Raw genomic sequence first — 11,273 nt, 5'->3', positions numbered from 1 at the left:
GCGCCAACCCTCCATGTCCGCCCCTCGCATCTTCATCGACGCCGACGCCTGTCCGGTGAAGGACGAGGTCTATCGGGTGGCCGAGCGCTACGGGCTGAAGGTGTTCGTGGTGTCGAACGGCTGGATCAACACCCGCCGCGATCCGTGGATCGAGCAGGTGGTGGTCGACGAGGGACCGGACGTGGCGGACGACTGGATCGCCGAGCGGGCCGGAAAGGGCGACATCGTCGTCACGCAGGACATCCCGCTGGCCGACCGCTGCCTTCAGGCCGGAGCGCAGGCGATCAAGTCGAACGGGTCGCCCTTTACGGCGGACTCGATCGGCTCGGCGCTGGCCGGGCGGATGGTCGGCGAGCACATGCGCTCGATGGGGTTGCAGACCTCCGGCCCGCCGCCGTTCGGGCCGAAGGACCGGTCGAACTTCCTGCAGGCGCTGGACCGGGCGGTGGTCGTGGCCAAGCGGGCGCTGGCATGACGGTCATTCCCGAAAGCGAGATGGAGTTCCGCTTCTTCCGCGCCGGCGGGCCGGGCGGGCAGAACGTCAACAAGGTCTCCACCAGCGTCCAGCTGAGGTTCGACGCGCTCAACTCGCCGTCGCTGACGGATGCGGTGCGCGAGCGGCTGATCAAGCTGGCCGGCAGCCGCGCGACGCAGCACGGCGAAATCCTGATCACCGCCGTCCGCTATCGCACCCAGGAACGCAATCGCGCGGACGCGATCGAGCGGCTGCAGGCTCTGGCCGCCGAGGCCTCGATCAAGCCGGTCTATCGCGTGCCGACGAAGCCGACCCGCGCCTCGAAACAGCGGCGTCTGGAGGGCAAGTCGCACCGGTCGTCGATCAAGTCGGGGCGGTCGAGGCCAACAACGGATTAGCGTCGGGGAACGACGTTCAAATCGGTCCGTTATGGCAAGGCTTGGGGGCCGCGGGGGCCTCCCTTCCTTCCCGAGAGGTCTGCCGAATGATGCGTAATCTGTTCCCGGCCATCGCCTGCTCCATGGCTGTACTGGCGCTGGCCGCCTGTGGCGAAACCAATGTCGACTCCGCTTCGGAACGCCCCAACGACAAGGGCATGAACGCCGAGCAACTCGCCGCCAGGGCAACGACCCCCCAGGCCTCGATGACCCCGGCCGAGCGCGAGCAGTTCCGGAACCACATGAAGGAGATGCTGGACAGCACCGGCGGTGATCGCGCCGAGGGCCACACCCAGGTCGGCGAGGACGAGGTCGTCGCCATGCAGCCGCTGCAGGTCCACGACTTCACCACCCAGATGACGGCGGGCACGCCCTATCTGGTGTTCGCGGTCTGCGACGGAGACTGCAAGGTGGTCGACATCTCGCTGCTGAACAGCGCGGGTCAGGTCATCAAGTCGGACACCGACAGCGGCGACTTCCCGGTGATCGACCTGACGCCGGAGACGGCCGGCGCCTACACCGTCCGCATCACCATGACCGAATGCACGTTGGCGCCCTGCTATGCGGGCGCGCGGGTCTATCGCAAGACCTGATGAGAGAGGCGGCGGGCGGAGACGATCCGCCCGCCGTTCCTCGTTTACTGCTCGGCCGGCCGGAACAGCAGGGCATCGACCTTGCCGGCGTCGTCGAAGCCGATGAACCATTGGGTGGCGGCGTTGGCGAAGCGGACGTTGAACAGATCCGCCCCTTCCTGACTGCCGACGAATTCGACCGACTGAAGAGCGCCGAAGCTCTGGATCAGCGGTGTCACCTGCGCCTCCTGTGGCCGCACCTGGTCCGCGAGGGTCTCGGTCATGATGGTGTAGTCCATCGCCCCCGCCGTCGCGTCGGCGATGATCTTGCGAAGCGTGGCTTCGGCCTGCGGATTGGCCGGTGTCGTCGCGCGGGCCGGAGCGGCCGGGGCCGCGGGCGCCGCCTGGGTCGCCGGAGCGTCGAAAGTGTTGGGCACGGTCGCGGCGGCCACCTGGGCGTGAGCAGCGGCCGGAGCGGCCAGCAGGGCCAGGGCGATCAGGGCGGACTTCATACAGGTAGTCTCCAGCGTGAGGCTCAGACGATGGCCGGCCAAAGCGACAGAACAAGGGCGGCCACGGAGGCGCAGACGGCGACCGTGACCCCGACGATGACCCACACGGGCGTGCGGGGTTCGCGGACGATAACGGTCGAGGCCGTCGGAGGGTTCTGCGCCAGCTTGGAAAGCGCCTTCAGCGTCGCACGAAGCTCGTCGACGGCGTCGCGGATCTGGGCCTGCGGACCCAGCTCGCGGCGTATCCAGCGCTCGACCACCGGCTGGGCGGCGGCCCACAGGTCGTGATCGGGATTCAGGCGGCGGGCCACGCCCTCGACCGAGACCATGGTCTTTTGCAGCAGGATCAGTTCGGGCCGCAGGTGCATGTCGAAGAGGTCGGTGATCTCGAACAACTGGCCCAGCAGACGGCCCATCGAGACCTGCGAGGCCTGTTTGCCGATGACCGGCTCGCCGACGGCGCGCAGGGCCTGGGCGAAGGCCTCGACCGAATGCTCCTTCGGCACATAGCCAGCCTCGAAATGGACCATCGCGATGCGGTCGTAGTCGCGGCTGATGAAGCCCCACAGGATCTCGGCGAGGTAGCGGCGCTCGGCCGGACCCAGACGGCCCACGATACCGAAGTCGATCGCCGTGAGCTCGGCCGGGGCGTGGCAGAAGAGATTGCCCTCGTGCAGGTCGGCGTGGAACGCGCCGTGATCGAGAGCCTGACTGAGGAAGGAGCGCACGACATTGTCGGCCAGGGCGTTGACGTCCAGACCCGGCTGCATCGCGGCGGTGGGATCGGTCAGGGGCAGGCCGGGCGCCCATTCCAGCGTCAGGACCCGCTTGCCGACGCCGTCCCAGATCACGGCCGGGGCGGTCATGTGGCCGCCGAGATCGCCGGCGCCCTTGCGCATGATCTCGCCCAGCTCGGAACAGGCGGCGGCCTCGAGTCGCATGTCCAGCTCGAGCTGCAGCGCGCGGGCGATGGTCTCGACGAAGGCGGAGGGCTCCAGCCGCCGGGCCAGAGGCACGAACTTCACCGCAAACCGGGCGGCCAGACGCATGGAGTCCAGACCCAGCGCCACGCGACGCTCGACGCCCGGACGCAGCACCTTCACCGCCACCTTGCGACCATCGGCCAGATACGCCGGATGGGCCTGCGCCAGCGAAGCGGCGGCGACAGGTGGCCCGAAGTCGGTGAACAGGGCCTCGACCGGGCGGCCCAGCGAGCGCTCGACCTCGCGGCGGGCCTGTTCGACCGGGAAGGCCGGCAAGGCGTCCTTCAGCCGGCCGAGGTCGCGCGCGAACTCGACGCCGAAGATGTCGGCGCGGGTGGCCAGAACCTGCCCCAGCTTGATGGCGACGGGCCCCAGATGTTCGAAGGCCTTGCCCAGCCGCTGACCGGGACGACCATCGCGGCCTTCACGGCCAGCGAAGACATGTAGCAGATGGGCAATCCAGCGCGCCCAGACAGGCAGCAGGGGCGTGATCTCGCGCGGGATCAGGGCGTCGTGGCGAACCAGCACGCCCAGCCAGCCCAGAAGGCGCAAGGAAGCACCGACCGGATTGTTGACCGGAACGGTCGCCGGGGGCGGCGGGGGCGTCGCGGGATCGATCCGTCGGGTCAGATCGCCCACCCGTGGTGGATGGCGGCCACGCCGCCCGACAGATTGCTGACCGAGACGCGGCTGAAGCCGGCGGTTTCGATCATCCGTTTGAAGGTCGGCTGGTCCGGGAAGCGGCGGATGCTCTCGACCAGATACTGATAGCTGTCCTTGTCCCCGGCGACCCAGCCGCCGATGCGCGGGATGGCGTGGAAGGACCAGGCGTCATAGGCGGCGCGGATCGGGCCGGCGATCGGACGCGAGAACTCCAGGCACAGGAAGCGTCCGCCCGGCTTCAGCACCCGGCGCGCCTCGCGCAGGGCGGCGTCGACGTCGGCCACATTTCGGATGCCGAAGCTGATCGAATAGGCGTCGACCGAGGCGTCCGGCAGCGGGAGGTTCATCGCGTCGCCGACGGTCCAGGTCATCTCCGGCTCGCCGCCCTTGTGAACGCCGGCCATGATCATCTCGGCGTTGTAGTCCAGCACGATGACCGAGGCGTCGTCTCCGCCGCGTCGCTCCTGCGCCGCGCGCGCCATCTTCGAATAGCGGCGCGCCATGTCGCCGGTGCCGCCGGCCACGTCGAGGATGGTCTCGCCCGGACGCGGGTTCAGCTTGGCCGCCGCCGCATCCTTCCAGAGCCGGTGCACGCCCGCGCTCATCAGGTCGTTCATCAGGTCGTAGTTCGACGCCACGCTGTCGAACACGCCACGCACCATGCGGACCTTCTCCTTCGCGTCCACGTCGCGAAAGCCGAAGGGCGAGGTCTTGCCGGAAGGGGAGGCGGCGTCTGTCATGACGGCGGTCTAGCGCTTCGGCGGGGCCGCGTCATCCACCTGTGAAGCCGCATGGCGGCGATCTCAGTGTGTCGGGCGCGGCCGGGGAAGACCCAGATCCTTCATGACGTTGCGCATCAGGCCGTAGCAGCCGCAGGCGGCGTCCTCGAGGCCCGGACGGTTCAGCACCTCGACCCAGCCACGACCGCGGCGGATCAGCTTCTGGCCCTCCAGCACCGAACCGACCTCGGACACGGTGGCGCGACGCACACCCAGCATGCCGGCGATGCCGGCCTGGGTCAGGTTGAAGCGGTCGTCGCCGGCCCGGTCGTGCAGGGTCAGCAGCCAGCGCGCGAGACGTTCGTCCAGCCGATGCTGGGCATTGCAGGCGGCGGTCTGCTGGACCTGGGCGAACAGGCCTTCGGTGAAGCGCGACAGGGCGTTGCGCATGGCCGGGCTGCGGCCCAGGGCATCCGAGAAGACATCGGCCGGACAGCAGGCGGCGGCGCCCTCGATCTGGGCGATGGCGCGGCTGGAGGCGCGGGCGTTCATCGGGCCGCAGGTGACGCCGACCAGTCCTTCTCGGCCGATGGCGGCGGTCTCGATCATCCGGTCCTCTGGCAGGACGGTCATCAGGGACACCACTCCGTTCAGCGGGAACCAGACCACGTCCACCTCCTCGCCGGCGTCATAGAGCATCTGCCCCTGTTCGAACGGGCGTTCGGTCAGGTGCGGCTCGATCCGCTTGCGATCCTGGGCGTCGAGCGCGTTGATCCACAGATTGTCCATCACAGCCCTCCGATAGAAATGGCGACGCTTGATCAACGCACGGAGCTTTGCCGTTGTTCCGGCGCCGCTCGTCGTCTTGTGGCGCGGGCCTCGCCGCGATACGCCGGACGGAGGAGGACGCCCTGATGCAGACGATTGACGTAGCGGAAGCCTTGAAGGCCCTGCCGAAATGGCGCGATCCGGCCGGCGACCGGCCGGCGATCCAGCGCGATCTGAAGTTCGCCGACTTCAACGCCGCCTTCGGCTTCATGACCCGCGTGGCCCTGCTGGCGGACAAGGTCGATCACCATCCGGAATGGTCGAACGTCTACAATCGCGTCGAGGTGCTGCTGACCACCCATGACGCCGGTGGCGTGACGCAGCGTGATCTCGATATGGCCCGTTTCATCGATGAAGCCGCTGCGGCGATGGGAGGCGAATGATGGCCGGACGTCTGGCGAACAAACAGGCCCTGATCACCGGCGCGGCCGGCGGGCTGGGTGTGGCCATGGCCCGCATCATGGCGGCCGAGGGCTGCAAGCTGGCCCTGACCGACGTCAACGCCGACGCCGTCCAGTCGCTGGCGGACGAGATCAATGCGAGCCACCCCGGCGCGGCCTTCGCCTATGCCCACGATGTGACGTCGGAAGAGCAGTGGGTCGACGTGCTGGGCCGGGCCAGCGAGGACATGGGCGGCCTGTCCGTGCTGGTGAACAACGCCGGCATCGGCGGCCCGCTGATGTTCGTCGAGGCCGACACGGCCGAGAACTGGCAGCGCCAGTACGAGATCAACCTTCGTTCGATCATGTTCGGCTGCAAGCACGCCATGCCCCACCTGCGCGCCTCCGCGCCGGGCTCGATCATCAACATCTCGTCGGTGGCGGGCCTCGCCGCCGCGCCGGGCATGGGCGCCTACAACGCCACCAAGGCCGGGGTCTGGATGTATTCCAAGACCATCGCCCTGGAGGCCGCCAAGATGGAATGGAACGTCCGCTCCAACTCCGTGCATCCGGTCTTCATCAAGACCCCGATCCTCGACCCCTTCGTGGCCATGGCCGGCGGGGACGAGGGCAAGGCCCACGAACGCCTGTCACGCGGCATCCCGCTGAAGCGGATTGGCGAGCCGGACGACGTGGCCTGGTGCGTGGTCTACCTCGCCTCGGACGAGAGCAAATTCATCACCGGCGCCGAGTTCGTCATCGACGGCGGCATGCTGGCGCAGTGACCGCCTTCGGCGCTCACTGCACCTTTTTGCCCTAACGCTCGCCGCGCGGCGGCTCGCTGCTTGAGGGCGATTTTCGCCTACTGCAGATCCGTCGGCAGGATCTGGCTGCTCAGCAGGGTTTCCATGCCGTCCCAGTGGTCGCCGCCGCGGCGTTCGACCCAGGCCTGCACCACGTCGCGGCCGAGCCCGTAGTTGATGATGTAGCTGCGGTAGGTGTCGATGAAGCGCAGGCGCTGCGTGGCCTTGGCGCGGTCGGCCAGCGAGTATTTCATCAGCTGTTCGATGGCCGTGTCCCGGTCGATGCGGCCGGCCAGATAGGCGTCGGCGATGGTGTACTCCGCGCGCGCCAGCTGACGGGTCAGGGCGCCCAGCTGGGCCTTCTTCTCGGCCGTCGCAGGGTCGAGGCCGGCCAGCGGGAACAGGACCTCGCGCTCAAAGCGGGTGCCCTCATCGCCCGGGAAGGCCAGATCGATGCCGTAGTTGGCGCTGCCCTCTGCGACGAAGCTCATCGGGCTGAACAGGGGATAGACGCTCATCTCCATCCAGCCGCGCTCGCGCACGAAGGTGCGTTCCAGCAGGGCGTTGTAGACGTGGTGGCCGGGGTAGCCCTCGTGGCAGCCCAGATCGATCGCCCGCTCGGTATAGATCGGGAAGTCGGCGTTGATCTCGATCTTCGACGCTGAATTTCCTTGATAATAGTTGTAGCCCGACCACGGCTTGTCGCCGACGAAGGCCAGTGTGAAGCTCTCGTTCGAGGGCAGCTGGATATGTTGCAGGGTGCGGCGGCGGCACTCGGCGATGGCGGCGTCCATGACGGGCTGCAGGCGATCGCGCGGAATGACGTAGTGCGAGCGGAACTCGGTCACGCGGTCCGTCAGCGAACCTTCGCCGGGCACCAGGGCGTCGATCTGCGCCAGCACCGGATCGAAGGACGACAGGGGCCGCAGTTCCGGCCGGATGCCGAACATCGCCTCGGCCTCGTCGGCGAAGCTCATGCGCTCACCCGACAGCATCCGCACCCGGGCTCCGGCGGCGGAGACGTGAGCCAGCAGGTACTTCTTGCGCTGGACGATAGCCGGGTCCTCGCCGTCCGTGGACATGGCGTTCAGGCGGTGGATCAGATTGGCGGCCTCTTCGCCCAGCTCGGGCAGGGTGCGAAGGTTCGCCTTGGCCTCTTCCCGCCATTCGGGCGGTCCGTAATAGGCGTCGACATAGCCGTCCTCATGCTCGCCGATCTCGAGGATCAGGCCGACATAGTCGCGGGCGATGCCGTCGAGGGTGGGTCGGCGCGGGCCGGTCCGGGTGCCGTCGGACGGCGGCGCCGCGCAGGCGGCGACCAGCAGGGCGAGGGCAAGGGCGAGCACGCGCATCGGAACACTCCTTCGACAGGCGCTCCCGCGCCCGGACGGCCGAAGTCTTCCGACAAAACCGCCGGCCCGTCCAGAACGGTGCGACGGGCGTCATGCATTCGGGATTGAGGGCGGGCCTGTCCTGCTGTAGAGGCCTTCGTCCGGTTCAGGCCGACAGATGCACCCGTAGCTCAGCTGGATAGAGTACTGCCCTCCGAAGGCAGGGGTCAGAGGTTCGAATCCTCTCGGGTGCGCCATTTCCTCATCGAACAGCATCTGGCGGCCTTACAGGCTTGATCAAACAAGTCTCTCGACTCGCTCTATGGTTGCTTTATAGAGCTCTGGCACTCGGGGGAGGTTTATATGACAGCGACGCTGGAGCCCGTCACACTGGCGCTCATCGCCCTGCCTGCACTGGCGACGATGGTTTACATGGGCTGGATGGCCACGCGGAAGAAGTAGGCGGTCTGGAAGCCGGCGCGCGGACGGGCTAGGCAGCGGGCCCCCAGCCGTTGAAAGTCGCGTCATGACCCACACCGACCTGCCCGCCCATCCGACCGGTCAGCCCGTCGGGCGCGTCATCGCCATGCCGGCGGACACCAATCCGGAAGGCGACATCTTCGGCGGCTGGCTGCTGGCGCAGATGGACCTGGCCGGCGCGACGCCGGCGTTCGAATATGCGCAGGGCCGCTGCGCCACCGTGGCGCTGGACGCCATGGTCTTCCACCAGCCGGTGTCGGTTGGCGACGAGGTGTCGATCTATGCCAAGGTGATCAAGACCGGCCGCACCTCGATCCGCGTCCATGTCGAGGCGTGGAAACGCCCGCGGCGCGACGCCCAGGCAGAGTCGGTGCGGGTGACCGAGGGCGTCTTCACCTATGTAGCCATCGACGAGAACCGCAAGCCGCGCCTGCTGCCGGGCGTCGAGGGCTGATCGCCGCAATAACCCTTCGGAACAGTCGGAAATCTTGACCTTTCGGCCCGCGGAGACTACCTCGCGGGCATGGCCATCCGTCGCATCCTCACCATCGACAACGCCGCCGATCTGGCGATCCTGAAGCAGGTCTCGACCCCGGTCGAAGGCCCCGTCACCGACGAGCTGCGCACGCTCATGGATGACATGCTCGAGACCATGTACGCCGCTCCGGGCATCGGCCTGGCCGCCGTGCAGATCGGCGATACGCGCCGGGTCATCGTCATGGATCTGGGCGACAAGGGCGGAGACGTCGACGACGTCGATCCCTCGACGATGTCGAAGGAAGAGCGCGAGACCTGGGACGCCGAGCGTCGCAACCCGCGCTACTTCGTCAATCCGGAGATCCTGTGGACCTCGGACGACACCTGCCCCTACGAGGAAGGCTGTCTGTCGATCCCGGAGTATTTCGACTCCGTCGAACGCCCCGCCCGCTGCCGGATCAAGTATCTGGGCTACAACGGCGAGACGATCGAGGAAGAGGCCGACGGCCTCTACGCCGTCTGCGTCCAGCACGAAATGGACCATCTGAACGGTGTGCTCTTCATCGACCACCTGTCGCGCCTGCGCCGGGAGCGCGCTGTGGCCAAGGTCAAGAAAAACGCAAGGCTGGCCGCCTGATGGCCCGTCTCAAGCGCAACCGCGACCGCATCATCGATCCGTCGGGTCGCCGTCGCCTGACCCGCAACGAGAAGGTCGGCGTCGCCTCGGTCGCCACCATCGTCGGCGTGGCCGCAATCGGCGTGATCGCCGGCGTCCTGCTGGACCGTCTGCTCGACTTCGACGACGCGCTCGACGCGGGCGGCGAATGGGACGAGGGCGGCGGAGTGTTCACGCGTTGGGATTAAAGCGCTAGGAGGCGCTCATGCGCCTCGCCTTCATGGGTACCCCCGACTTCGCCGTGCCGTCGCTGGCCGAACTGATCGCCAGCGGGCATGAGGTCGTGGCCGTCTATTCGCAGCCGCCGCGGCCCAAGGGCCGGGGGCAGAAGCTGACCCCCTCGCCGGTTCACGCCTTCGCCGAGACGATGGGCTTGCCGGTCTTCACGCCGGAATCGATGAAGTCGCCCGAGGCGATCGAGACGTTCAGGTCGCTGGACGTCGATGCCGCCTGCGTCGTTGCCTATGGCCAGATCCTGAAGACCGAGGTGCTGGAGGCGCCGCATCTGGGCTGCTTCAACCTGCATGGCTCCCTGCTGCCGCGCTGGCGCGGGGCCGCTCCGATCCAGCGAGCGATCATGGCGGGCGACAGGCAGACCGGCGTGCAGATCATGCGCATGTCCGAGGGTCTCGACGAGGGCGCGATCCTGCTGTCCGAGATCATGGACATCCGCCCCGACGACACCGCCGCGACCCTGTCCGAGCGCATGTCGCACACCGGCGCCAGCCTGTGGCCGCGGGCCTTGGCCGCCATCGAGCGCGGCGGGGCCGAGGGCACGGAGCAGGCCGGCGAGCCGACCTATGCCCGCAAGATCACCCCGGCCGAGGCGCGGATCGACTGGAGCCGTCCGGCGGCCGAGGTCGACGCCCATATCCGCGGCCTGTCACCTTTCCCCGGCGCCTGGTTCGAGGCCGCCTCGACGGAACGCCCGGTGCGGGTCAAGGCGTTGATGTCGCGCGTGGCCGAAGGCTCAGGTGCGCCGGGTCAGGTGCTGGATGGCTCCCTGCGCATCGCCTGCGGCGACGGCGCGGTTCAGCTGCTGCGCGTCCAGCGTGCGGGCAAGGCGGCGCAGACGCCGGACGAGATGCTGCGCGGCTTCCCCCTGCCCGCTGGAACCGTGCTGGCCTGATGCCCCGGTACCGGCTGACCATCGAATACGACGGCTCGGGCTACAACGGCTTCCAGACCCAGGCCGGCCAGCCGACCGTGCAGGGCGCCATCGAGATGGCGCTGAAGGCCTTCTGCGGCGAGAGCATTCGCATCGCCGCCGCCGGGCGCACCGACACCGGCGTGCATGCGACCGGTCAGGTGGTCAGCTTCGATCTGGAAAAGGCTTGGCCGTCGCGCACGGTCATGAACGCCCTGAACGCCTATCTGATCGAGGAGGAGGTCTCGGTGCTCGACTGCGCCGAAGTCGATCCGGAGTGGCATGCGCGCTTCTCGGCGACGGGCCGCAAATACCTGTACCGCATCCTGAACCGGCCGGGCCGGCCGGCACTGGATCTGGGCCGGGTCTGGCACATGAAGAAGGCGCTGGACGCCGACGCCATGCATGAGGCGGCGCAGGCGCTGGTCGGCCTGCACGACTTCACCACCTTCCGGGACGTGAACTGCCAGTCGAAGTCGCCGGAAAAGACGCTGGACGTCGCCCGCGTGACCCGCGTCGGCGAGGAGGTGCATCTGGTGTTCGAGGCGCGCAGCTTCCTGCACCGGCAGGTCCGCTCGATGACCGGCTCTCTGGTCGAGGTCGGGCTGGGACGGTGGTCGGCGGACGACCTGAAGGCGGCGCTGGAGGCGAAGGACCGGGCCGCCTGCGGCCCGGTAGCGCCGTCGGACGGTCTGTATCTGACCGGGGTGACCTACTGACGCGAAAAGGCCCGCCGGCGGAACCGGCGGGCCGTTCGTCTTTCCGATCCGGCCCTAGCGGCGGGCGTCGT

The 11,273-nt window shown here is 68.2% G+C and carries 15 protein-coding genes and 1 tRNA gene; 11 read left to right on the top strand and 5 right to left on the bottom strand.

The window, feature by feature from the left end; translation table 11 throughout:
- Nucleotides 1-13 precede the first annotated feature (13 nt).
- From ABDZ95_RS03405 to ABDZ95_RS03395, 3 genes are all read left to right on the top strand, one after another.
- Nucleotides 14-475, top strand: coding sequence for a YaiI/YqxD family protein (locus ABDZ95_RS03405; protein WP_343790383.1), 462 nt, complete (start codon nucleotides 14-16; stop codon nucleotides 473-475).
- The gene (gene arfB, locus ABDZ95_RS03400; protein ID WP_343790380.1) at nucleotides 472-873 is read left to right on the top strand and encodes an alternative ribosome rescue aminoacyl-tRNA hydrolase ArfB; all 402 of its coding nucleotides are present in this window, start codon (nucleotides 472-474) and stop codon (nucleotides 871-873) included. The genes ABDZ95_RS03405 and arfB overlap by 4 nt, the downstream gene beginning before the upstream one ends.
- Nucleotides 874-959: 86 nt before the next feature.
- Complete coding sequence (locus ABDZ95_RS03395) at nucleotides 960-1,505, top strand: hypothetical protein (protein ID WP_343790377.1); 546 nt, start codon at nucleotides 960-962, stop codon at nucleotides 1,503-1,505.
- Between the two features lie 44 nt (nucleotides 1,506-1,549).
- On the opposite strand, the gene ABDZ95_RS03390 is transcribed toward ABDZ95_RS03395, so the two are convergent.
- The 4 genes from ABDZ95_RS03390 to ABDZ95_RS03375 form a co-directional block, all read right to left on the bottom strand.
- A complete protein-coding gene (locus tag ABDZ95_RS03390; protein WP_343790374.1) occupies nucleotides 1,550-1,996 on the bottom strand; it encodes a hypothetical protein in 447 nt (148 codons plus the stop codon).
- 23 nt (nucleotides 1,997-2,019) lie between these two features.
- Complete coding sequence (gene ubiB, locus ABDZ95_RS03385; protein ID WP_343790371.1) at nucleotides 2,020-3,618, bottom strand: 2-polyprenylphenol 6-hydroxylase; 1,599 nt, start codon at nucleotides 3,616-3,618, stop codon at nucleotides 2,020-2,022.
- Entirely contained in the window at nucleotides 3,606-4,382 is a 777-nt protein-coding gene (locus ABDZ95_RS03380) for a class I SAM-dependent methyltransferase (RefSeq protein WP_343790368.1), read from the bottom strand. The genes ubiB and ABDZ95_RS03380 overlap by 13 nt, the downstream gene beginning before the upstream one ends.
- A 63-nt stretch (nucleotides 4,383-4,445) precedes the next feature.
- The gene (locus ABDZ95_RS03375) at nucleotides 4,446-5,150 is read right to left on the bottom strand and encodes a Crp/Fnr family transcriptional regulator (RefSeq protein ID WP_343790365.1); all 705 of its coding nucleotides are present in this window, start codon (nucleotides 5,148-5,150) and stop codon (nucleotides 4,446-4,448) included.
- Between the two features lie 125 nt (nucleotides 5,151-5,275).
- Between ABDZ95_RS03375 and ABDZ95_RS03370 the strand changes: the two genes are divergently transcribed.
- Nucleotides 5,276-5,572 (top strand): 4a-hydroxytetrahydrobiopterin dehydratase, encoded by a 297-nt coding sequence (locus tag ABDZ95_RS03370; protein WP_343790361.1) that lies wholly within the window; start codon nucleotides 5,276-5,278, stop codon nucleotides 5,570-5,572.
- A complete protein-coding gene (locus ABDZ95_RS03365) occupies nucleotides 5,569-6,354 on the top strand; it encodes an SDR family oxidoreductase (protein WP_343790358.1) in 786 nt (261 codons plus the stop codon). The genes ABDZ95_RS03370 and ABDZ95_RS03365 overlap by 4 nt, the downstream gene beginning before the upstream one ends.
- A gap of 77 nt (nucleotides 6,355-6,431) precedes the next feature.
- Here ABDZ95_RS03365 and ABDZ95_RS03360 read toward each other — a convergent pair whose 3' ends face one another.
- Nucleotides 6,432-7,724: a hypothetical protein gene (locus ABDZ95_RS03360; RefSeq protein ID WP_343790355.1), complete on the bottom strand. Its 1,293-nt coding sequence runs from the start codon at nucleotides 7,722-7,724 to the stop codon at nucleotides 6,432-6,434.
- A gap of 159 nt (nucleotides 7,725-7,883) precedes the next feature.
- Between ABDZ95_RS03360 and ABDZ95_RS03355 the strand changes: the two genes are divergently transcribed.
- The 6 genes from ABDZ95_RS03355 to truA all read left to right on the top strand — a co-directional run bounded on the left by ABDZ95_RS03355 (nucleotide 7,884) and on the right by truA (nucleotide 11,202).
- Nucleotides 7,884-7,960, top strand: a tRNA-Arg gene (locus ABDZ95_RS03355).
- A 269-nt stretch (nucleotides 7,961-8,229) separates the two neighbouring features.
- Nucleotides 8,230-8,637, top strand: coding sequence for an acyl-CoA thioesterase (locus ABDZ95_RS03350; RefSeq protein WP_343790352.1), 408 nt, complete (start codon nucleotides 8,230-8,232; stop codon nucleotides 8,635-8,637).
- A 69-nt stretch (nucleotides 8,638-8,706) separates the two neighbouring features.
- Nucleotides 8,707-9,297, top strand: coding sequence for a peptide deformylase (locus ABDZ95_RS03345; RefSeq protein ID WP_343790349.1), 591 nt, complete (start codon nucleotides 8,707-8,709; stop codon nucleotides 9,295-9,297).
- Entirely contained in the window at nucleotides 9,297-9,524 is a 228-nt protein-coding gene (locus ABDZ95_RS03340) for a hypothetical protein (protein WP_343790346.1), read from the top strand. The genes ABDZ95_RS03345 and ABDZ95_RS03340 overlap by 1 nt, the downstream gene beginning before the upstream one ends.
- 17 nt (nucleotides 9,525-9,541) lie before the next feature.
- Complete coding sequence (gene fmt / locus ABDZ95_RS03335) at nucleotides 9,542-10,465, top strand: methionyl-tRNA formyltransferase (protein ID WP_343790343.1); 924 nt, start codon at nucleotides 9,542-9,544, stop codon at nucleotides 10,463-10,465.
- The gene (gene truA, locus ABDZ95_RS03330; protein WP_343790339.1) at nucleotides 10,465-11,202 is read left to right on the top strand and encodes a tRNA pseudouridine(38-40) synthase TruA; all 738 of its coding nucleotides are present in this window, start codon (nucleotides 10,465-10,467) and stop codon (nucleotides 11,200-11,202) included. The genes fmt and truA overlap by 1 nt, the downstream gene beginning before the upstream one ends.
- Nucleotides 11,203-11,273 lie beyond the last annotated feature (71 nt).

The organism is Brevundimonas kwangchunensis (assembly GCF_039523815.1).
In the GTDB taxonomy this organism is placed as follows: Bacteria; Pseudomonadota; Alphaproteobacteria; order Caulobacterales; family Caulobacteraceae; genus Brevundimonas; species Brevundimonas kwangchunensis.
Note: the sequence above shows the minus strand (reverse complement) of the source record. Positions and strands in the feature narration are given on the sequence as shown.

Coding starts and splice junctions, on each gene's coding strand:
- ABDZ95_RS03405 (WP_343790383.1), top strand. CDS start 14: ATGTCCGCCCCTCGCATCTTCATCGACGCCGACGCCTGTCCGGTGAAG.
- arfB (WP_343790380.1), top strand. CDS start 472: ATGACGGTCATTCCCGAAAGCGAGATGGAGTTCCGCTTCTTCCGCGCC.
- ABDZ95_RS03395 (WP_343790377.1), top strand. CDS start 960: ATGATGCGTAATCTGTTCCCGGCCATCGCCTGCTCCATGGCTGTACTG.
- ABDZ95_RS03390 (WP_343790374.1), bottom strand. CDS start 1,996: ATGAAGTCCGCCCTGATCGCCCTGGCCCTGCTGGCCGCTCCGGCCGCT.
- ABDZ95_RS03380 (WP_343790368.1), bottom strand. CDS start 4,382: ATGACAGACGCCGCCTCCCCTTCCGGCAAGACCTCGCCCTTCGGCTTT.
- ABDZ95_RS03375 (WP_343790365.1), bottom strand. CDS start 5,150: ATGGACAATCTGTGGATCAACGCGCTCGACGCCCAGGATCGCAAGCGG.
- ABDZ95_RS03370 (WP_343790361.1), top strand. CDS start 5,276: ATGCAGACGATTGACGTAGCGGAAGCCTTGAAGGCCCTGCCGAAATGG.
- ABDZ95_RS03365 (WP_343790358.1), top strand. CDS start 5,569: ATGATGGCCGGACGTCTGGCGAACAAACAGGCCCTGATCACCGGCGCG.
- ABDZ95_RS03360 (WP_343790355.1), bottom strand. CDS start 7,724: ATGCGCGTGCTCGCCCTTGCCCTCGCCCTGCTGGTCGCCGCCTGCGCG.
- ABDZ95_RS03350 (WP_343790352.1), top strand. CDS start 8,230: ATGACCCACACCGACCTGCCCGCCCATCCGACCGGTCAGCCCGTCGGG.
- ABDZ95_RS03345 (WP_343790349.1), top strand. CDS start 8,707: ATGGCCATCCGTCGCATCCTCACCATCGACAACGCCGCCGATCTGGCG.
- ABDZ95_RS03340 (WP_343790346.1), top strand. CDS start 9,297: ATGGCCCGTCTCAAGCGCAACCGCGACCGCATCATCGATCCGTCGGGT.
- fmt (WP_343790343.1), top strand. CDS start 9,542: ATGCGCCTCGCCTTCATGGGTACCCCCGACTTCGCCGTGCCGTCGCTG.
- truA (WP_343790339.1), top strand. CDS start 10,465: ATGCCCCGGTACCGGCTGACCATCGAATACGACGGCTCGGGCTACAAC.